Annotated in this window: 19 protein-coding genes and 1 pseudogene; 12 read left to right on the top strand and 8 right to left on the bottom strand. The window is 65.6% G+C overall.

Annotated elements, in window-relative coordinates:
- The first annotated feature begins 37 nt into the window (after nucleotides 1-37).
- Nucleotides 38-445: a thioesterase family protein gene (locus AzCIB_RS14060; protein WP_050416468.1), complete on the top strand. Its 408-nt coding sequence runs from the start codon at nucleotides 38-40 to the stop codon at nucleotides 443-445.
- 122 nt (nucleotides 446-567) lie between these two features.
- Here AzCIB_RS14060 and AzCIB_RS14055 read toward each other — a convergent pair whose 3' ends face one another.
- A complete protein-coding gene (locus AzCIB_RS14055; RefSeq protein ID WP_050416467.1) occupies nucleotides 568-1,308 on the bottom strand; it encodes a PEP-CTERM sorting domain-containing protein in 741 nt (246 codons plus the stop codon).
- Between the two features lie 261 nt (nucleotides 1,309-1,569).
- Here AzCIB_RS14055 and tadA point away from each other — a divergent pair, with 261 nt between their 5' ends.
- The 3 genes and pseudogenes from tadA (at nucleotide 1,570) to AzCIB_RS24465 (ending at nucleotide 2,969) form a co-directional block, all read left to right on the top strand.
- Nucleotides 1,570-2,034 carry a tRNA adenosine(34) deaminase TadA gene (gene tadA / locus AzCIB_RS14050; RefSeq protein ID WP_050416466.1) on the top strand — a complete coding sequence of 155 codons (465 nt, stop codon included), beginning with the start codon at nucleotides 1,570-1,572 and terminating at the stop codon, nucleotides 2,032-2,034.
- 5 nt (nucleotides 2,035-2,039) lie between these two features.
- A pseudogene (locus AzCIB_RS24470) lies at nucleotides 2,040-2,516 on the top strand (L,D-transpeptidase family protein); the annotation flags it as partial.
- On the top strand, nucleotides 2,517-2,969 hold the full coding sequence (locus AzCIB_RS24465; RefSeq protein WP_198149711.1) for a GNAT family N-acetyltransferase: 453 nt from the start codon (nucleotides 2,517-2,519) through the stop codon (nucleotides 2,967-2,969).
- Nucleotides 2,970-2,974: 5 nt separating this feature from the next.
- On the opposite strand, the gene AzCIB_RS14040 is transcribed toward AzCIB_RS24465, so the two are convergent.
- Genes AzCIB_RS14040 through ygfZ form a run of 3 tightly spaced genes read right to left on the bottom strand, consistent with a single transcriptional unit; the run spans nucleotide 2,975 to nucleotide 5,111 of the window.
- On the bottom strand, nucleotides 2,975-3,778 hold the full coding sequence (locus AzCIB_RS14040; RefSeq protein WP_050416465.1) for an NRDE family protein: 804 nt from the start codon (nucleotides 3,776-3,778) through the stop codon (nucleotides 2,975-2,977).
- The gene (locus AzCIB_RS14035; RefSeq protein ID WP_050416464.1) at nucleotides 3,769-4,077 is read right to left on the bottom strand and encodes a DUF4936 family protein; all 309 of its coding nucleotides are present in this window, start codon (nucleotides 4,075-4,077) and stop codon (nucleotides 3,769-3,771) included. The genes AzCIB_RS14040 and AzCIB_RS14035 overlap by 10 nt, the downstream gene beginning before the upstream one ends.
- A complete protein-coding gene (gene ygfZ / locus AzCIB_RS14030) occupies nucleotides 4,074-5,111 on the bottom strand; it encodes a CAF17-like 4Fe-4S cluster assembly/insertion protein YgfZ (RefSeq protein WP_050416463.1) in 1,038 nt (345 codons plus the stop codon). The genes AzCIB_RS14035 and ygfZ overlap by 4 nt, the downstream gene beginning before the upstream one ends.
- 132 nt (nucleotides 5,112-5,243) lie before the next feature.
- Here ygfZ and mltG point away from each other — a divergent pair, with 132 nt between their 5' ends.
- From mltG to AzCIB_RS14000, 6 genes are read left to right on the top strand one after another with little or no spacing between them, the layout of a single operon-like run.
- On the top strand, nucleotides 5,244-6,245 hold the full coding sequence (gene mltG, locus AzCIB_RS14025) for an endolytic transglycosylase MltG (protein ID WP_050416462.1): 1,002 nt from the start codon (nucleotides 5,244-5,246) through the stop codon (nucleotides 6,243-6,245).
- Nucleotides 6,242-6,874: a dTMP kinase gene (gene tmk, locus AzCIB_RS14020; protein WP_083447021.1), complete on the top strand. Its 633-nt coding sequence runs from the start codon at nucleotides 6,242-6,244 to the stop codon at nucleotides 6,872-6,874. Before mltG ends, tmk begins: the two co-directional genes overlap by 4 nt.
- Nucleotides 6,871-7,929: a DNA polymerase III subunit delta' gene (gene holB / locus AzCIB_RS14015; RefSeq protein WP_050416461.1), complete on the top strand. Its 1,059-nt coding sequence runs from the start codon at nucleotides 6,871-6,873 to the stop codon at nucleotides 7,927-7,929. Before tmk ends, holB begins: the two co-directional genes overlap by 4 nt.
- Entirely contained in the window at nucleotides 7,926-8,291 is a 366-nt protein-coding gene (locus AzCIB_RS14010) for a PilZ domain-containing protein (RefSeq protein ID WP_050416460.1), read from the top strand. Before holB ends, AzCIB_RS14010 begins: the two co-directional genes overlap by 4 nt.
- 10 nt (nucleotides 8,292-8,301) lie before the next feature.
- Nucleotides 8,302-9,075 carry a TatD family hydrolase gene (locus tag AzCIB_RS14005; protein WP_050416459.1) on the top strand — a complete coding sequence of 258 codons (774 nt, stop codon included), beginning with the start codon at nucleotides 8,302-8,304 and terminating at the stop codon, nucleotides 9,073-9,075.
- Nucleotides 9,059-9,733 carry an ankyrin repeat domain-containing protein gene (locus tag AzCIB_RS14000; RefSeq protein ID WP_050416458.1) on the top strand — a complete coding sequence of 225 codons (675 nt, stop codon included), beginning with the start codon at nucleotides 9,059-9,061 and terminating at the stop codon, nucleotides 9,731-9,733. The genes AzCIB_RS14005 and AzCIB_RS14000 overlap by 17 nt, the downstream gene beginning before the upstream one ends.
- A gap of 7 nt (nucleotides 9,734-9,740) precedes the next feature.
- Here AzCIB_RS14000 and AzCIB_RS13995 read toward each other — a convergent pair whose 3' ends face one another.
- Nucleotides 9,741-10,697, bottom strand: a complete 957-nt coding sequence (locus tag AzCIB_RS13995) for a histone deacetylase family protein (RefSeq protein ID WP_050416457.1) — start codon at nucleotides 10,695-10,697, stop codon at nucleotides 9,741-9,743.
- Nucleotides 10,698-10,834: 137 nt separating this feature from the next.
- Between AzCIB_RS13995 and AzCIB_RS13990 the strand changes: the two genes are divergently transcribed.
- Both AzCIB_RS13990 and AzCIB_RS13985 read left to right on the top strand, forming a co-directional pair.
- Nucleotides 10,835-12,001: a M20 aminoacylase family protein gene (locus tag AzCIB_RS13990; protein WP_050416456.1), complete on the top strand. Its 1,167-nt coding sequence runs from the start codon at nucleotides 10,835-10,837 to the stop codon at nucleotides 11,999-12,001.
- Between the two features lie 31 nt (nucleotides 12,002-12,032).
- Complete coding sequence (locus tag AzCIB_RS13985) at nucleotides 12,033-14,528, top strand: ABC transporter permease (protein WP_050416455.1); 2,496 nt, start codon at nucleotides 12,033-12,035, stop codon at nucleotides 14,526-14,528.
- Between the two features lie 129 nt (nucleotides 14,529-14,657).
- On the opposite strand, the gene AzCIB_RS13980 is transcribed toward AzCIB_RS13985, so the two are convergent.
- From AzCIB_RS13980 to moaA, 3 genes are all read right to left on the bottom strand, one after another.
- The gene (locus AzCIB_RS13980; protein WP_050416454.1) at nucleotides 14,658-15,569 is read right to left on the bottom strand and encodes a cytochrome c3 family protein; all 912 of its coding nucleotides are present in this window, start codon (nucleotides 15,567-15,569) and stop codon (nucleotides 14,658-14,660) included.
- Nucleotides 15,570-15,661: 92 nt separating this feature from the next.
- The gene (locus tag AzCIB_RS13975) at nucleotides 15,662-16,549 is read right to left on the bottom strand and encodes an NHL repeat-containing protein (protein ID WP_050416453.1); all 888 of its coding nucleotides are present in this window, start codon (nucleotides 16,547-16,549) and stop codon (nucleotides 15,662-15,664) included.
- A 388-nt stretch (nucleotides 16,550-16,937) separates the two neighbouring features.
- Entirely contained in the window at nucleotides 16,938-18,014 is a 1,077-nt protein-coding gene (moaA, locus tag AzCIB_RS13970; protein ID WP_050416452.1) for a GTP 3',8-cyclase MoaA, read from the bottom strand.
- Between the last annotated feature and the right edge of the window lie 35 nt (nucleotides 18,015-18,049).

Raw genomic sequence — 18,049 nt, 5'->3', positions numbered from 1 at the left:
GGCATGAACCGGCGCCCCACACGAAGGAGACTGAAAGATGAGCGAACTGAAAGCCGGCCTGAGCTCCACCCGCCGTTACGACATCGACCAGGGCCGCACCATCGGCTTCATGGGCGACGACTGCCGCGTCTATTCGACCCCGGCCCTGCTCTACGACATCGAAGTCGTATGCCGCGACCTGTTGCTGGAAAACATTGAAGCCGGCAAGGATTCGGTCGGCACGCGCGTCGAGCTCGACCACGTCGGCGCAACCCTGCTGGGCATGTGGGTGGAGATCACCGTGAAGCTCGTCGAAGTGAACGGCCCGGCCGTGACCTTCGAGTTCACCGCCCGCGACGCCCTCGAGGAAGTCGCGCGTGGCAAGCACAGCCGCTTCATCGTCGGCGCCGAGAAGACCGCCCAGCGCCTCAAGTCCAAGCTCGAAAAGGCGATGGCCGCGGCCTGATCTGCCTGAAGCGGGGCGGGCCGCTGCCGGCCGTCGCCGCGCTTCATGGAGCAATACCGGAAGCGAACCGGGCGTCCTTTCGGACGCCCGTCGTCGTTTGGCGCGCAGGGGGCGGCGTTCGTTCAGGCCGGCTTCTGCCGGCGTCGTCCGAATCCCAGCCCGACAAGCCCGGCGCCGATGAGCAGCAGTGACGAAGGCTCAGGAACCGCCTGCGCGGCGATGCCATCCGTCGTCTCTGGCGCGAGTGGGGCCTTCGTCAGCGTGAATGTTGCATAGATATCGTTCGGACTCGGCTTGCTCCATGTGCACTGGCCGCTGTTTCCCTCACACAGCCAGACCGCCGGCGAGAAACTGATCTCGATCTCGCCACCGTCGTCGAGCGTGAGCAGGAAAGGCAGGAAAGTCGCCGCGAGGTCGGTATTCGCCGGGCCGGCCCCCTTGTCCCAGAAGGGGCCCACAGTGGCCTGCACGGTGGCTTCCAGATCCGCGGGGCCGCCTGTTGGCGCGTCGAACTCGATCAGGGCAGCGAGGGCCAGGTGATCGATCTCGGATGCGCTGCCGTTGGCGCTGATCGCGGCATCCTCCTCGGCGAGCGTGCCTCTGCCGAAAAGAACGGTCTCGAAGTCGCCGACCCCCGTGAGCATGAAGCTCGTTCCCGCAAGATCCGGGTCGATGGTCCAGTTGGCGTTAAGGTAGTTGTGCCCCTCGTCGCAGCTCGCGCTCGTGCATGCGGCGCTCCAACCGGAGCCCAGACTCCAGCTTCCGCTGGAGATCTCCACCGCAACAGGCGCCGCGCTGACGAATGCCGGCATCGAAAGCGCAGCCAACAGCGTGGTACGCGCAAGCAGTCGATTGGTGTCCATTGTTCTTCTCCTTTGCCCTGATCGGCCCGACGGTGGGCGGTACCCGTCCACAGTGCCGGCGTTCTCCCTGAAGCCGTGCCGCTCGGTCAGGGGCTCCTCCCGTTGTTTGCAACACTTTATTTTGGAACGGCAGGGGCGGCCGTGACATCGGCCACGAGTCATGCAAATTGTTGATCCGCCTGTCGATTTGCTGCCCGCACCGCTCAAGTCTGGCTCAACGGGGCCGCGCTCCAGTAAACTTCGCCGAATGGAGAGCAAAGGATGAATGACGAAGACTACATGCGTGCCGCGCTGGAGCTGGCACGCGAGGCGGGGAGTTGTGATGAAGTGCCGGTCGGCGCCGTCGTCGTGCTCGACGGCGAGATTGTGGGGCGCGGCTTCAACCAGCCGATCGGCCGGCACGACCCCACCGCCCACGCGGAAGTGATGGCCCTGCGCGACGCCGCGGCCCGGCTCGGAAACTACCGGCTGCCCGGCTGCGAGCTGTACGTCACGCTGGAACCCTGTGCGATGTGTTGCGGCGCGATCATGCATTCGCGCATTGCGCGCGTCGTGTTCGGCGCGCGCGACCCCAAGACCGGCGTGGCGGGCAGCGTGATCGACCTCTTCGCCGAGCCGCGCCTGAACCATCACGCGACGATAGCCGGCGGCGTGCTCGCCGAGGAATGCGGCGGCCTGTTGTCGAGCTTCTTCGCGGCTCGACGCGGTCGCACGCTCGTCGCGTGACGGCCGTGCGCATCCTGATCGACCTCGGCGCCCAGCGCCTGAGCCTCTTCGGGGCTGATCGCGCGTGCATCCGCCGCTACGCCGTTTCCACTGCCCTGAACGGTCCGGGCGAAATCCGGGACAGCGGCTGCACGCCGCGCGGCCGTCATCGCATCCGCGCGAAGATCGGCGCAGGTGCCGCGAAGGCCGCGGTCTTCCGCGGGCGGCGGCCGACCGGGGAAATCTGGACGCCGGAACTCGCCGCGGAGAACCCCGGGCGCGACTGGATCCTGTCGCGCATCCTGTGGCTCAGCGGCTGCGAGCCGGGGCGCAACCGCCTCGGCAAGCTCGACTCGATGCGCCGCTACATCTACATCCACGGCACGCCGGACGATCAGCCGATGGGCGAGCCGCGCTCGCACGGCTGCATCCGCATGCGCAACGCCGACGTGATCGAGCTGTTCGACCTGGTGCAGGCCGGAACGGAAGTGGACATCGCGGAAATGACGAACCTGGACGCTGCGCCGACGATCCGCATTCTCGACTGGGGCGACGCCGCGGCACTCGCGATGCCGCTGCGCGAACAGGTGTTCGTGATGGAGCAGGGCGTGCCCGCCGAACTCGAACGCGACGCCAAGGACCCGCACTGTCGCCACGCCGTCGCCACGACCGCGACCGGCGAGGTCGTCGGCACCGGCCGGCTGCTGCCCGACGGGCACATCGGTCGCATGGCCGTTGCCGCGCCGTGGCGCAATCGGGGCATTGGCGGGCTGATGCTCGAAGCCCTCGTCACCGAAGCTGCTCGCCTCGGATTCCGCGAGGTCGTCCTGAACGCCCAGATCGACGCCGTCGATTTCTACTTAAGGCACGGTTTCGAGAGGCAAGGGGAAGTCTTCATCGAGGCGGGCATCCGTCACCAGACGATGCGCCGCACCCTGGCGCCGATACGCGGCTGAAGGCGTCAGCCGCCGGACGCGACCGTGAAGCGGTGCGCGACTTCGCTCGCGAACTCGCCCCGCTCGTTCCAGGACCATTCGCGAAAGGTCACGTTGCCGCCGTGATCCAGCAGGATCAGCGTCGAGCAGCGCGTACCGTAGCCCGGCGCACGGATGAATGCCGGCGACAGCCACCGTTCCCAGTCCGCGCTGACGCCGGTTTCCGGCAGGTGATGATCGGGCGCCGGCTCGTCGTCGCGCAGCAGTGCGAGGAACGCGTCCGTGTCCGGCAGGCGGCCGAGCGCCGCGGTGAAGCGCTCGCGTGCCAGCTTCACCTTGGGCCAGGGCGTGTCGAGCACATGGTTCGACAACCCGTAGACGCCGGGGTCGAGCATCCGCACCGCACCCGTCGTGCTTTCATGGATCCCCAGTTGCCGGCCGTCGCTCACCAGCAGGTTGAAGGCCGCATACTGCGCGCTGACCTCGGCCACTTTCCGCAGCTGCCGGTCCGCGTCATCGTTGCCGGTCAGGCAGTCGCGCACCAGCGTGCCGCGTGACGGCGCGCCCGGACGATGGAGGGTCGGGTCACGGTAGTTCGTCAGCGCGGCGAACCGGCCGCCGCGGCTGAGGCCCATCCACGTCCCGCCCGCTTCGCGGCTGAGGCCCATCCACGTCCCGCCCGCTTCGAGATCGCGCCCCGCGAGCAGGTCGGCGGCGTCGGTCCACCAGTGCGCCGGAACTGCCGGACGGGCGAGAAACTCGTCACGATTGGCGGCGACGACCAGCGGATAGGCCGGATGGGCGTGCCAGCCGACGACGATCAGGCACATTCGACGAAGCGTTCCATATGGCGCGCTGAACCGGGCTCGACGATGCCCGCGGCCCGGTGCGCGTCCACCTCGATCCGCAGTGCCGTCTCGAAAGCGTCCGGGTCGGCCACGCCCTCATAGACTTCCATCCACGTCACCGCGTCGCCGCGCCGCTCCATCAGCCGCCCCGCGACACCGGTGCGTCGTTCCAGCGCTGCCTGCATGGCGCGCACCGTCGCCTCCGCGTCCTCGTGCTCGGCATCGGCACGGACGCGGTAATAGACGAAGTAATGCACGCAAGCCGATGCGTCGCCGCTCATTTTTCGGGCAGCGCGTAAGGCAGGTCGAGGAACTGCAGCTGCGGCCCCTGCGGGCTGCCCAGATGCACCTCGCCGGCTTCGGCGCAACTGATCTGCATCACCGCCAGCGCCTCGAAGCCGCCCTTGGGCGCGGCCACGATGTTCACCAGCTTGCCGGCCGACTGGTCGCCGAATTCCGGCGTGAACAGGTCGGCGCCGACCGCGGGTGGCGCGTCACCGGGTACATGCACGCGGTACATGCGCTTCTTGAGCTTGCCGAGGTACTGCGTGCGGGCGACGATCTCCTGGCCCGGGTAGCAGCCCTTGTTGAAACTGACGCCGCCGATGACCTCGAAATTGAGCATCTGCGCGACGAACTCTTCCTGCGTCGCCGCGGTGATCAGCGGCAGGCCGGCGCGGATCATCGCAAGTTGCCACGCGGCCGTTCCCGCCTTCGTCGCGCCGCCCGCGGCGAGCTTTGCGAAGACCTCGGGTGCCGCCGTCGCCGGCACCGCGACGACGAAATTACGCTGGTCGAGCCGGATGCAGCGCACTTCGCCGGCCACCGACTGCGTCATCGGGGCAAGCGGCGCCGCAATGCCGGCTTTCGCCAGCGCTGCGTCCGCGGCGGCTCCGCTCACGCCGAGCAGCACGGTGTCCGGCGTGGCGTCGGCAAGCTTCACCTTGCTGCGCAGCACGTACATCGACAGCTTCTTCTGCAGCATCGGCTGAACATCGGCCGACGCGGCAATCATCTGGCCGGCGTCGTCGTTCCACAGCAGCAGGCTGGCGAGCATGCGGCCCTTGGGCGTATTGAAGCTGGACCACTGCGCCGACTGCGGCCCCAGCTTCTTGACGTCGTTCGACAACAGGTTGTGCAGGAAGGCGACCGAGTCGTCGCCCGCGCAGCGGGTCAGGCCGAGGTGCATCAGCGGCACGACTACGGTGCCGGATTCCACCGCGCTCGCCTCCGCTTCCGGTGCATCGAAACGGATGCCGGAGTCTTCCAGCGTGGCGCCTTCGCGTACGAGAAATTCTGTCCAGAGCGTATTCATGTGCGTTTGTCGGGGCGGGGGAGGGATGTGGAATTGGGATGAAGTATTATAGGGCCCCGCAGACGCAATGGTTGCGGGCCAAACATTTCCGCCAGCCTCCTCGCCGCGCGTCGCGCCACGATAACCGTTCCGATGAAGCCCTTCGTCCTCCGCCTGCTGATCGCACTCGCGCTCGCCATCGCGGCCGTGTCCGCCGCTGCGTGGTGGTATGCGCAGCGTCCGCTCAATCTGGCGCAGCCAGTCGTCGACTTCACGGTCCAGCGCGGGCACACGATGCGCCAGGCGGCGGCGGCGATCGCTGCGGCGGGCGTCGATGTCAGTCCCCGGGCGCTGTACTGGATCGCCCGGATCACCGGCAAGGCCGGCCGCATCATGGCGGGCAGCTACGAAGTGCATCAGGGCATCACGCCCTGGCTGCTCATCCTGAAGCTCTCCAGCGGCGACGTCTCGCAGGCGGAAGTCCGCTTCGTCGAAGGCTGGAATTTCCGCCAGGTGCGCGCGGCGCTGGAATCCAATCCGCACCTGTTGCAGGACACCGCCGGCCTTGCCGATGCCGACATCCTGCGTGCGATCGGTGCGACGGAAACGCATCCGGAAGGGCTGTTCTTCCCCGATACCTACCTCTTCGACAAGCAGTCGAGCGCCGTTGCAGTGTTGCGCCGCGCCTACTCGGCGATGAAGCAGCGCCTCTCGCAGGCGTGGCAAACGCGTGATCCGCGGGTTCCTCTTTCGTCGCCCTACGAGGCGCTGATCCTCGCATCCATCGTCGAGAAGGAGACCGGACGGCCCGAGGATCGCGGACTGGTCGCCTCGGTCTTCGCCAACCGGCTGCGCGTCGGCATGCGTCTGCAGACCGACCCCACGGTGATCTACGGCTACGGCGAAACTTTCGATGGCCGCCTGAAGAAATGGCACCTCGAAAACGACCACCTGTACAACACCTACACGCGCGCGGGCTTGCCGCCGACACCCATCGCGATGCCGGGCGAGGAATCGCTCAACGCCGCGGTCCGCCCGGCACAGACCGAATACCTGTATTTCGTCTCGCGCGGCGACGGGACCAGCGAGTTTTCCTCCAACCTCAACGACCACAACAAGGCCGTCAATCGTTATCAGCGGGGATCGGGAAGTTGAACCAGACGCGCGCCCGCGGGCGCTTCATCACCTTCGAAGGCATCGACGGGGCGGGCAAGAGCAGCCAGATCGCGGCGGTCGTCGCGCTCCTCCAGGCGCGCGGGCTGACCGTGGACCAGACCCGCGAACCGGGCGGCACGGCCCTCGGCGAGAAACTCCGCGAGCTTCTGCTGCACGAACCCATGCACCTCGAAACCGAGGCGATGCTGATGTTCGCCGCGCGCCGCGAACATCTCGCCGCCCGCATCCATCCCGCGCTTGACGCTGGCAGCTGGGTCGTGTCCGATCGCTTCACCGACGCCACCTACGCCTACCAGGTCGGCGGGCGCGGGCTCGACGCGGCGAAATTCTCCGCTCTCGAGGAATGGGTTCACCCCGGCTTCCAGCCCGACTTGACACTTGTCTTCGACCTGCCGCCGGAAATCGCCGCCGCACGCGTCGCCAACACCGGCACCGCGCCGGACCGTTTCGAGCGCGAGCAGCGTGATTTCTTCGAGCGCGTGCGTGCGGCCTACCTCAACCGCGCACGCATGGCGCCGCAGCGTATCTGCGTCATCGCGGCCGACCGCGCGCCCGAACAGATCCGTTCCGAGATCGAGGCGATCGTCGCGGAGCGTTTCTTCCGATGATCTACCCCTGGCTGCACGAGACCTGGCAGCGGCTGGTCGGCCTCGGCGGGCGGCTGCCGCATGCGCTGCTCTTCGTCGGACCGGAAGGCCTCGGCAAGCGCGACCTCGCCGACGCGCTCGCGGCACGCCTGTTGTGCACGGCCCCTGCCGTGGACGGGCATGCCTGCGGTCACTGCGTGCCCTGCCAGCTGCGGCTTTCCGGTAATCACCCCGACCTGCTGCCCATCGTCCCTGAAGCCGATGCGGCGCCGGAGAGCGAAGCAGGGGACGGCAGCGAGGGCGGCGACGGCGGCAGCGGCAAGAAAAAGTCCTCGCAGATCCGGATCGAACAGATCCGCGACCTGCAGGAAGCGCTCTCGGTGACCGGACACCAGAGCAGCCGGCGCGTGATCGTCGTCGATCCGGCCGAGGCGATGAACGCCTTCACCGCCAACGCGCTGCTGAAACTGCTCGAAGAGCCGCCGGAAGGCTGCGTCTTCCTGCTTGTGTCGTCGGCGCCGCGTCGCCTGCTGCCCACGATCCGCAGCCGCTGCCAGCAGTGGAGCTTCGCGCGTCCGGCGGAAGACGTCGTCGCGCAATGGCTCTCCTGCCCGGATGCGCCACCCGCGGACTTGCTCGCGCTGACCGGCGGCATGCCGCTCGCAGCCCAGCGCCTCGCGAAGAGCGGCTCGGATGCCCTCCTACGGCGCTTCGTGAAGGACATCGCGGCGCTGCCGGCCGCCGATCCGCTGAAACTCGCCGGTCAATGGGAAATCTGGCTCAAGTCCAAGGAAGCGCTCGCCGCCGGCTTCGGCATGTCGCAGCTCGTCGAGTGGCTGCAGCGCTGGGTCACCGACCTCGCATCGCTGCGCCTCGGCGGGCGCCTGCGCTTCTTCCCCGGCGAGGATGGCGTCATCGCCGCGCTCGCCCAGCGCACGAGCGTGGCCGCCGTGACGAACTGCTACAATGAACTCGCCCGGATTCGCCGGGTCGCACAGCATCCGCTGAATGCAAGGCTGATGCTCGAAGACATGCTCCTGCGCTATGCACGCGCCGTGACCGGAACCCGCCGATGAGCGAAGCTCCCAAACCGAGCGTCGCACGCCCCAGCGTGCTGTCGCTGAACATCAACTCGAAATCCGCGCTATACGCCGCCTACATGCCCTTTCTGGCCAATGGCGGCATCTTCGTTCCCACGCCGCGCGTGCATGCGCTCGGGGACGAGGTGTTCATGCTGCTGCAGCTGATGGACGACCCGACCAAGCATCCGGTCGCGGCCACCGTCGTATGGGTCACCCCCCACGGCGCCCAAGGCGGCAAGACCCAGGGTATCGGCGTGCACTTCAGTTCGGACGAATCCGGCAAGGCGCTGCGCGCGCGCATCGAGCAGATCCTCGCCGGCCACCTCGGCTCCAACCGCCCCACCCATACCCTCTGAAGCTTCACCGATGTTCGTAGATTCACACTGTCACCTGGATTTCCCCGACCTGGCCGAGCGCGAAGAGGCCATCCTCGCAGCGATGGCCGAGAACCGCGTCGGCCACGCGCTGTGCGTCAGCGTCAAGATGGAAGATTTCCCCCGCGTCCTCGCCCTCGCGGAGCGCCACCCCAATCTGTTCGCCTCCGTGGGCGTGCATCCGGACAACGACGGCGTGGAAGAACCGGACGAAGCGCGCCTGCTGGCGCTGGCCGACCACCCCAAAATCGTCGCGATCGGCGAGACCGGGCTCGACTACTACTGGCAGAAGGACGCGCCCGAATGGCAGCGCGAGCGCTTCCGCACCCACATCCGCGCGGCCCGCAAGTGCTGCAAGCCGTTGATCGTGCATACGCGTTCCGCCGCCGACGACACCCTGCGCCTGATGCGCGAGGAGGGGGCCGGCGAGGCTGGCGGCGTGATGCACTGCTTCACCGAATCGCGCGAAGTCGCCGAGGCCGCCCTCGATCTCGGCTTCTACATCTCGTTCTCGGGCATCGTCACGTTCAAGAATGCCAAGGACCTGAAGGCGGTCGCACAATACGTGCCGCTCGACCGCCTGCTGATCGAAACCGATGCCCCGTATCTGGCGCCGGTCCCGCATCGCGGCAAGACCAACGAGCCTGCCTGGGTCGTCCATGTTGCCGAAGAGATCGCCCGCCTGCGCAACGAGCCGCTCGAGCGCATCGAAGCTGCCACCACCGAAAACTTCTTCCGACTGTTCCGCCATGCACAAGCCCACTGAATCGATGAAGCGCCTGGTCCTCTCCGCGATCCTCGCAAGCTCGCTCTTCGGCGCAGCGGCGCACGCCGACAGCTACGAAGATGCGCTCAGCTCGGCGCGCCGCGGCGACACGCCGCAACTCATGCAGCTCATCTCGCGCGGCGTGGATCCGAACACCGTCGACGCGCAGGGCAGTTCCCTGCTGATCCTCGCTGCGCGTGAAGGCAACCTCGATACCGTGAAGGAGCTGCTCAAGCATCGCCCCAAGGTGTCGCTGCGCAATGCGGCGGGCGACTCCGCGCTGATGTTGGCGGTGCTCAAGGGTGAAACGGCCATCGTTGACCTCCTGCTCGACGCCGGTGCCGAGGTGAACCACGACGGCTGGACGCCACTCACATACGCAGCCTTCGAGGGGCGTACCGAGATCGTCGACCGACTGCTCGCACGCGGCGCGGACGCCGGCGCACTGGCGCCGAACGCTTCGAACGCGTTGATGCTGGCGGCGCGTAACGGTCACATCGACGTCGTCCGCCGCCTGTTGAAGACCGGTGCCGATCTCGACCAGAAGAACGACGCCGGCTTCACCGCCGAAAGCTGGGCGCAGGAAAACGGGAACACCGACATTGCCGCTCTGCTGCGCGCAGAACGCAACCGCCGGCAGGCCGCCGGCGCGCGCTGAACGATACTTATCGGGGAGGCGGCGCGGATCCGCGTGCCGTCCGTTCAAGCGCAGCGGCTTGCAGGGCAGGCGCGAAGCAGGCCGCCGTCGTGATCGTCGTCGCGTGGATGGCGACGGTGTCGTCGATTTCCCGCGCGTAACCGCCCGCCATCGCGATTGCGACCGGCGTTCCGTGCTCGACGCAGTGTTGCAGCACCATCTCGTCCCGCGCGGCCAGCCCCTCGAAGCTCAGCCCAAGACGTCCCAGGCGATCATCGCGATACGGGTCGGCGCCGGCAAGATAGATCGCGAGGTCCGGCTGCACCGCCGCGAATCCCTGCTCCAGTCCGCCGCGAAGCGCCGCAAGATAGGCCGCGTCCCCGGTCCCGTCGGGAAGCTCGATGTCGAGGCTCGATACCGCCTTGCGGAAGGGGAAATTCTTCTCGCCGTGAAGGCTCAGCGTGAACACGTCCGGCTCGCCAGCGAGGATCGTGGCGGTACCATCGCCCTGATGCACGTCACAGTCGATGATCGCCACCGCCCGCACGCGGCCTTCCGCGCGCATCGCCAGCGCCGCGATGGCCGCGTCGTTGAACACGCAGAAGCCCGAGCCGAAATCGCGATGGGCGTGGTGCGTTCCGCCGGCGAGATTCGCAGCACATCCCTCGACCAGCGCGTGCCGGCATGCGGCGAGCGTCGCCCCCGCCGAGCGTCGCGAGCGTTCCACCATCTGTTCGGACCACGGAAAGCCGATCCGCCGCTGCTCGGCCGGATCCAGGGTCCCGCACGCCACACGCTCGACGTAGCCCGCATCGTGTGCGCGCAGAATCTCCGTATCGCTGGCCGCCGCGGGGACCGTAAAGTCGTCGTGCGAGAAGCGTCCGCTGCGCGTGAGCCGCTCGCGCAGACGGGAATACTTCTCCATCGGAAATCGGTGTCCCTCGGGCAGGGGCAGGACGAAATGGTCGGCGTAGAACAGTTTCACGCAGCAATTCCTGGGCAGGTTTCGACGCACGGGCGGTGTGCGGATCCGCGAGATCGACGCGCGGCGCGATGCCCATTACACTCGGAATGTTCCCCGACAGACAACCGCATCGCAAACCTGCGACGACAGGTGAGGCCATGAGCATCCCCGAAAAAATCCGGCAGTGCCACCCCGCGTTGACCGCGCTGCGGCGCGATATCCACGCCCATCCCGAACTCGCTTTCGAAGAGCGCCGTACCGCCGAACTCGTCGCACGCCGCCTCGAGGCCCTCGGCGTCGAGGTGCATCGCGGCCTTGGCGGCACCGGTGTCGTCGGCGTGCTCAAGGCCGGCCGCAGCCTGCGTGCCATCGGCCTGCGTGCCGACATGGACGCCCTGCCCATCCAGGAGCGCAACGACTTCGCGCATGTCTCCCAGCACGCAGGCTGCATGCATGCCTGTGGCCACGACGGCCACACGACGATGCTGCTCGGCGCCGCCGAGGTGCTCGCTGCCCACCCCGACTTTGACGGCACCGCATATTTCATCTTCCAGCCGGCCGAAGAGGGTGAGGGCGGCGCCGATGCGATGGTCGACGACGGTTTGTTCGACCGCTTCCCCATGGCTTCCATCTTCGGCATGCACAACTGGCCGGGCTTGCCGGCGGGGCAATTCGCCGTGCATGACGGGCCCGTCATGGCGAGCGCCGATCGCTTCGACATCGAGATTCGCGGCCAGGGCGCACATGGTGCGATGCCGCACCTCGGCACCGACTCCATCATCGCAGGGGCCGCGCTGGTGCAGGCGCTTCAGACGGTCGTCAGCCGCACCCTCGACCCCCTCGATTCCGCAGTCGTGTCCGTGACACAGTTCCATGCGGGCGAAGCCTACAACGTCATCCCGGATCGGGCGAAGCTGTGTGGCACCGTGCGTGCGTTCAGCGCCGCGGTACAGTACCGCATCGAAGCGACCATTGCCCGCATCGGCGATGGTGTCGCCGCGAGCCATGGGGTCAGCGTCGAGGTCGATTACCGCCGCGGCTACCCGCCGACGATCAACACCGCGGACGAAGCCGCGATCTGCGCTGCCGTGGCCGGCAGCCTGCCCGGCGCCAGCGTCCTGACAGACATGCCCCCGAGCATGGGCGCCGAGGATTTCGCCTTCTACCTGCGCCACAAACCGGGCTGCTACGTGTGGATAGGCAACGGCCCCGGCGAAGGTGGCTGCACCCTCCACAATCCGCATTACGATTTCAACGACGCCATCATTCCGTTCGGCGTCGCCTATTGGGTCGAACTCGTGCGACGGCTGCTGCCAAAGGCCTGAACCTTTCGCGGCGCGGGCCGTCCACCCGCGCATGAGAACACTGCATCTCGCCCTGCGCATGATGATGCGCGATTTGCGGGCGGGGGAACTCCACCTGCTGGGCATCGCCATCGTCATTGCGGTGGCCTGCCTTGCCAGCGTGGGTTTCCTCGCCGATCGCGTCGCCCGCGGACTCGATCGCGAAGCAAACCAGTTGATGGGCGGGGATCTGCTGCTGCGGGCTGATCACCCGTGGGACGACAGCTATCGCGGCGAGGCCGAAAGGCTGGGTCTGCAGCATGCCCGCACCGTCCTGTTCACCAGCATGGTGAGCACCGAAAGTGTCGCGCAGCTTGCCGGCGTGAAAGTCGTCGACGCGGGCTACCCCTTGCGTGGGCACATCCGTGTCGCCGCGGGCCCCAATCAGGCCGATGCCATCGTCAATCGCATCCCCGCGCGCGGCGAAATCTGGCTCGACGAGCGCTTGCAGGCGGCCCTCGGCGTCGCGGTCGGCGATCGCGTCGGTCTGGGGCGTCTGGAGTTCAGGGTCGGGGGGATGGTGACCTTCGAGTCGGATCGCGGCGCAAACTTCTTCAGCCTGCTTCCCCGCGCGATTTTCAACGCCGAAGACCTTGCCGAGTCCGGTCTCCTGATCCAGGGCAGCCGGGCGACCTGGCGGCTGCATGTTGCCGGTGAGCCCGACGCGGTCGCGGCATTCGAGCGCTGGGCGAAAGCCCGCCTGGGGCGCGGCGAGACGCTCGAGAGTATCGAAAATGCGCGCCCCGAAGTGCGCAATGCCCTCGATCAGGCCCAGCGATTCCTGCGCCTGGCTGCACTGCTGACGGTGATACTCGCGGCCGTTGCGATCGGAATTTCGGCCCGGCGGTTCATGCAGAGGCACCTTGACGCCTGCGCGGTGATGCGTTGCCTTGGCGCCAGGCAGATGCAGATCGTGTGGATCGTCGTGGGTGAGTTCGCGTTGTTCGGACTGGCGGCTGCGACGCTCGGCGCATCGCTCGGTTGGGCTGTGCAGCAGGGGCTTGCGCTGATTCTCGTCGAGATCATGAATACGCCCCTGCCTTCGCCCTCGCTGTTACCTTTCGCGCACGGCGTTGCGGTCGGTGTCGTCCTGCTGCTCGGATTCGTATTTCCGCAACTCCTGCGCCTCGGGCGTGTTTCGACCCTCCGTGTCCTGCGGCGCGAGATCGTGCTGGTGGAAACGCGTAGCGCGTCCGCCTGGGCGGCCGGTGCCATCTCGCTGCTTGCCCTCGTGTTCTGGATCGCGGACGACCTGCGGCTCGGTTTGCAGGTCGCCGGAGGTTTCGGTATTGCACTGGCGGTGTACGCGGCCGCTGCGTGGGGATTCCTTCACCTGCTCGGTCGCATGAGAGGGACTACGTCACTCGGCGGAAGCGGCGGGCGCTATGGCATCGCGTCCCTGGTGCGCCGCACCGGCGCAAGCGTTGTCCAGATCGTCGCGCTCGGTATTGGCATGACCGCCCTGTTACTGCTGACGATCGTTCGCGCCGATCTGCTCGACGACTGGCGGGCGATGACCCCGCCTGACGCACCGAACCGTTTCGTGATCAATATCCAGCCGGATCAGCGCGAAGCGTTGTCGGCCTTGTTCGTCGCCCGGGGGCTGCCCGACCCCGAAGTTCGTCCGATGATTCGCGGCCGGCTGGAGTCGATCAACGGAAACCTTGTTCGGCCGGAAGGTTACGAGAACGAGCGTACGCGGCGCCTTGCAGAACGGGAATTCAACCTGAGCTACGGCAGCCGGCTTCCTGATGGAAATGAAGTCGTAGGAGGGCGCTGGCATGGGACGGACAGTGCTGCGCAGTTTTCTGTCGAGCGCGGTCTGGCGGAGACTTTTTCGCTGAAGGTCGGAGACCGCGTGCGCTTCGACGTCGCCGGGCGGCTTGTTGAGGCCCCGATCACCAGCGTCCGCGCCCTCGAGTGGGATTCGATGCGTGTGAACTTTTTCTTCATTGCTTCCCCGGGGCTGCTCGAGGGCGACCCCGCGAGCCTGATTACCAGCTTCCGCCAGCCTCCCGGCGATCAACAGCTGACCACGGATCTGGTCAAGCACTTCCCGAATCTGTCGGTCATCGACGTCGACGCCGTGATTGCCCAGGTACGTGCGACGACCGACAAGCTGGTTCTCATCGTCGAGTTCGTGTTTGCCTTCTCTGTGCTGGCCGGATTCATCGTGTTGTTCTCGGCACTGCAATCGACACATGACGAGCGCGACTACGAACTTGCAATGCTGCGGACCCTGGGCGCCCGCAATGCGCAACTGCGCCGGGCGCTACTGGCCGAATTTTCGGTGCTCGCCGCGCTAGCCTGCGGACTTGCCGGAGGCGGGGCGACGCTCTTGGGCTGGGTTCTCGCCCGCTACGCGTTGAAGATGCCTTATGTACCTGAGCCTTGGTCGCTGGGGTTTGCGATGTTTGCCGGCGTGTGTGCGGTGGTTGGCGCGGGGTGGTTGGGAACGCGGAATCTTCTCGCGCGATCGCCGACGGCAAGTCTGCGTCGCCTTTCATGACCTATGGTTCATGTAATGCAACATTGGGCTGAACTTATTTCTCAGTTCAAAGACAATATTTGTAAAATGGTTTCTAAAAATGAGAAAGGCGCCTTGCGGCGCCTCTCTCGTAGTCCCGGACGATCTGCCTTACTTCACGTGGCACGTCAGGCAAATCTGGCTACCGTCTGCCGTTACACGCAGGAACGTCGGTAGGAACTTCGAGGTCGTGCCCGGCACGCCGTGGGGGTCGTGGCAGGAAGCGCATTCGACTTCGAAGCCGTCGCCGGAGTCGTAGAAGCGCAGTTCGTCCTTGTCGGGCCGGTTGTCGCCGTCCTTGTCGAAGAACCGGATGTTCTGGAAGGTGCCCGAAGGGACGTTCCAATCGCTGCCGGCAGGGAGTTTGACGCCGACCGGATGGTCGTTGGTGAGGTCGGTACCCAGCGCAAAGACAGTGAAGTCCGTGGCTGCAGAGGTCTTCCCGGGCGAGTGGCAGCCGAGACAGCTGGTTTCGCTGTTGGGGTCCGAGTTCAGACCCTGGTGCGTAACCGCCGTCGGGTCGCCACCGTTCAGTCGCCATGTGTCCAGCAATGATTCCATGGTTCCTGCGGAGGGGTTCAGCGCCAGCGCACCGTTGTAGCCGCCTGAGCCCGGCATGTTGACGATCGAGTCGACCGCAGTCTGGCCGTCATGGCAGGACAGACAGGTCAGCGAGTTCGGTCCTGGCTGGGTCGTGTCCTGCGAGAGCGTTTGTTGCGTGTAGAGGGTGTAGGTCGTCGTGCGAACCGTGCGGTTCCACAGGGGCGCATTGATATTGGTGTTCGCCGCGTGTGGCGTGTGGCAGTAGACGCACACCTGCTGGTAGTCGTTCCGGTACGCCTCCATCATGCCAGCATTGATCGCGGTGCTACCGTCAGTTGGCCGCTGGGTCAAGTTGTGGCGGGTGTTGCCGATCGTGCCCTGATTCGAGAACTCGCTTAATCGGTCGTTTCCGGCCAGGACAGGTCCTAATGCGAACGTACCCAATGCGATGATCAGCGCTGCACCGATTTTCTTGTTCATAGTGTCTTGAGCATCTGGAGTTGTTGTTGTTGCAATGGTATGCAAAAAGAATGCCTGCAATCGGCTTGTCGCGCCCGGGCGTCTGAGTCTTGCTACTTGCTGGTAAGGTTTTGTTCTGTGCTTGGCGTTTGCTGCTTGTCGGCACGCCTGTAGACCTCGACCTTCTGGTGGTAGTGGTCCGCGATGTAGAGTCGCCCGGTCTCATCAACCGCAATGCCTGCGATCAGGCCGAACTTCCCGGGGTAGTTCTCCATTCCCGGTCCCCCGACCCACATGAGCAATTCACCTGTCCCGGTGAAGATCTGGACGTTGTTGAACGATGCATCGGAGACATAGAGGTTACCGTCCCGGTCCGACGCGATGCTGCGTGGTCGTGAAAGCTGCCCGTAGCCATTCCCCACGCTACCGAAGTGGGATTGATACTTGCCGTTCAGGTCGAAGATTTGCACTCGAAAATTCCCGGAATCAAGAACCGCGAGCCGTCCATCCGGTGTCGTTGTCGCCGCCAAGGGAATGTTGAGCTCGCCAGGTTCCGATCCACGGGGACCAAGCCGGAAGAGTTCTGCGTTGTCGGGCGAATAAGCAATTATCTTGTGATCGTCGCCGTCGAAACTGCCTCGATCGACGATGAAGATCTTCTTTCCGTCGGCGCTGACGGCGACTCCCGAGGGCTGAACGAGGGCATTCGGAGCGCCGACGGCAAACTGGAAAAGCCCGAGGGAGTCAAAGACCATCACCTTGCGCAGTTTGCCGTCGAGGACGTAAACAAAATTCTTGTCGTCGATTGCAATCGAAACGGGCTTGACGACGTTGTTCGGTTCGCGGATGCCCATTCGAAACAAGCGCTGACGGGCGGCGTCGAAGACGACGACAGCACCAGTCGGGGGGTCGGCAACGTAGATGCGTCCGTTGCGGGCTGCGAGGGCTGCGGGTTTGCGGTAGACAAGTTCTTCCGATACCGAACCCTTGCCGGTAAGCATCTTTCTCGTCTGACCATCGTCCGTCTCGGGGCGGACGTTAATTTCTGACCGTAGATGAGCTTCGTACACGAAGCGCGCTTCGTTTGGCGGTTCAGGCCATGCAAGCTGGTATTCCTTCGCGCTTCTCTTGTCGGGAGCGTCGGACGTTGAACAGCCGCTTGCGATCAGGCATGTGACGCCTGCGAGAGCAAGGAGTGCAATTGCCCGTCGTGGTGACGTTGCGTATGTCGAGGTATTCGGAGTGCTGAGAGTCATCTTGTCGTGCGCGATCCCGGCTGGTCGTGGCAATGCGCAATATTTGAACGAGCACCGCGGGAGCCCTTGCATCAGGGGACTCGCGGAACCGTCTAATCAAGCAAGATTCGGACCCTCTTGGGCCGGCGGGTATTCAGCCGCCGATGTACGACATTTCAATCTTTCGCAGACCGGCCGTGTTGGCGGTGCGGATTTCCGAATAGCGATCCTCGCGGTGCTGCCAGACGGCTGCGATGGCTTGATCGAGTTCGGAATCGCTCGCCCCGGCGCGCAACAGGGTGCGCAGGTCATGGCCGCTCTGTGCGAAGAGGCAGGTGTAGAGCTTGCCCTCGGTCGACAGGCGGATGCGGGTGCAGGTCGAGCAGAAGGCCTGTGTCACCGACGAGATGACACCGAGCTCGCCGCCGCCGTCGCTGTAGCGCCAGCGCTCCGCAACCTCGCCGGAGTAGTTGGGCTCGATCTGTTCGACGGGAAATACCTGATGAATCCGCTCGATGATCTCGCGGGATGGGACTACTGCACTCATCTCCCATCCGTTCGAGCTGCCGACGTCCATGAATTCGATGAAACGCAGGATGTGACCCGTGCCGCGGAAATGGCGTGCCATGTCGATCACGCCATGGTCGTTGACGCCGCGTTTGACGACCATGTTGACCTTGATCGGACCGAATCCGGCGTCTTCCGCTGCGGCGATTCCCTTGAGGACGGCCGAAACCGGGTAGTCGGCGTCGTTCATTTTGCGGAACGTTGCGTCATCGATCGCGTCCAGGCTCACGGTCACGCGATGCAGGCCGGCTGCTCGCAGCACGTGGGCCATTTTAGGTAGTAGTACGCCGTTGGTAGTCAGCGTAAGTTCGACGTCGGGGATCTCGGCAAGTTGGGCGATGAGATTCTCGACGTGCTTGCGCAGCAGGGGTTCGCCGCCGGTGATGCGGATCTTGCGCACGCCGCGGGCTGCGAAGAGCCGGGCAACGCGCGTGATCTCCTCGAACGACAGCAACTCCTTGCGGGCGAGGAAGGCGTGGTCGGCGTCGAAGACCTCACGCGGCATGCAGTAGATGCAACGGAAGTTGCAGCGGTCCGTGACCGAGATGCGCAGGTCGTGGACAGTGCGGCCGCGTTTGTCCAGAAGGGGGGCGCCCGCAGGTGGGGGCTCGTCGGTGGCGAGCGGCAGCGTCCCGCTGGCGGGGTAGATCGGGATCGATTTCATCGGATGACTGGCTGAAATGGCCTCAAATGCTGCAT

This window comes from Azoarcus sp. CIB (assembly GCF_001190925.1).
Lineage (GTDB): Bacteria > Pseudomonadota > Gammaproteobacteria > Burkholderiales > Rhodocyclaceae > Aromatoleum.
The sequence above is the reverse complement of the archived record's forward strand: the minus strand, read 5'-3'. Positions and strand labels throughout refer to the sequence as shown.

Coding starts and splice junctions, on each gene's coding strand:
- AzCIB_RS14060 (WP_050416468.1), top strand. CDS start 38: ATGAGCGAACTGAAAGCCGGCCTGAGCTCCACCCGCCGTTACGACATC.
- AzCIB_RS14055 (WP_050416467.1), bottom strand. CDS start 1,308: ATGGACACCAATCGACTGCTTGCGCGTACCACGCTGTTGGCTGCGCTT.
- tadA (WP_050416466.1), top strand. CDS start 1,570: ATGAATGACGAAGACTACATGCGTGCCGCGCTGGAGCTGGCACGCGAG.
- AzCIB_RS24465 (WP_198149711.1), top strand. CDS start 2,517: ATGACGAACCTGGACGCTGCGCCGACGATCCGCATTCTCGACTGGGGC.
- AzCIB_RS14040 (WP_050416465.1), bottom strand. CDS start 3,778: ATGTGCCTGATCGTCGTCGGCTGGCACGCCCATCCGGCCTATCCGCTG.
- AzCIB_RS14035 (WP_050416464.1), bottom strand. CDS start 4,077: ATGAGCGGCGACGCATCGGCTTGCGTGCATTACTTCGTCTATTACCGC.
- ygfZ (WP_050416463.1), bottom strand. CDS start 5,111: ATGAATACGCTCTGGACAGAATTTCTCGTACGCGAAGGCGCCACGCTG.
- mltG (WP_050416462.1), top strand. CDS start 5,244: ATGAAGCCCTTCGTCCTCCGCCTGCTGATCGCACTCGCGCTCGCCATC.
- holB (WP_050416461.1), top strand. CDS start 6,871: ATGATCTACCCCTGGCTGCACGAGACCTGGCAGCGGCTGGTCGGCCTC.
- AzCIB_RS14010 (WP_050416460.1), top strand. CDS start 7,926: ATGAGCGAAGCTCCCAAACCGAGCGTCGCACGCCCCAGCGTGCTGTCG.
- AzCIB_RS14005 (WP_050416459.1), top strand. CDS start 8,302: ATGTTCGTAGATTCACACTGTCACCTGGATTTCCCCGACCTGGCCGAG.
- AzCIB_RS14000 (WP_050416458.1), top strand. CDS start 9,059: ATGCACAAGCCCACTGAATCGATGAAGCGCCTGGTCCTCTCCGCGATC.
- AzCIB_RS13990 (WP_050416456.1), top strand. CDS start 10,835: ATGAGCATCCCCGAAAAAATCCGGCAGTGCCACCCCGCGTTGACCGCG.
- AzCIB_RS13985 (WP_050416455.1), top strand. CDS start 12,033: ATGAGAACACTGCATCTCGCCCTGCGCATGATGATGCGCGATTTGCGG.
- AzCIB_RS13980 (WP_050416454.1), bottom strand. CDS start 15,569: ATGAACAAGAAAATCGGTGCAGCGCTGATCATCGCATTGGGTACGTTC.
- AzCIB_RS13975 (WP_050416453.1), bottom strand. CDS start 16,549: ATGCTTACCGGCAAGGGTTCGGTATCGGAAGAACTTGTCTACCGCAAA.
- moaA (WP_050416452.1), bottom strand. CDS start 18,014: ATGAAATCGATCCCGATCTACCCCGCCAGCGGGACGCTGCCGCTCGCC.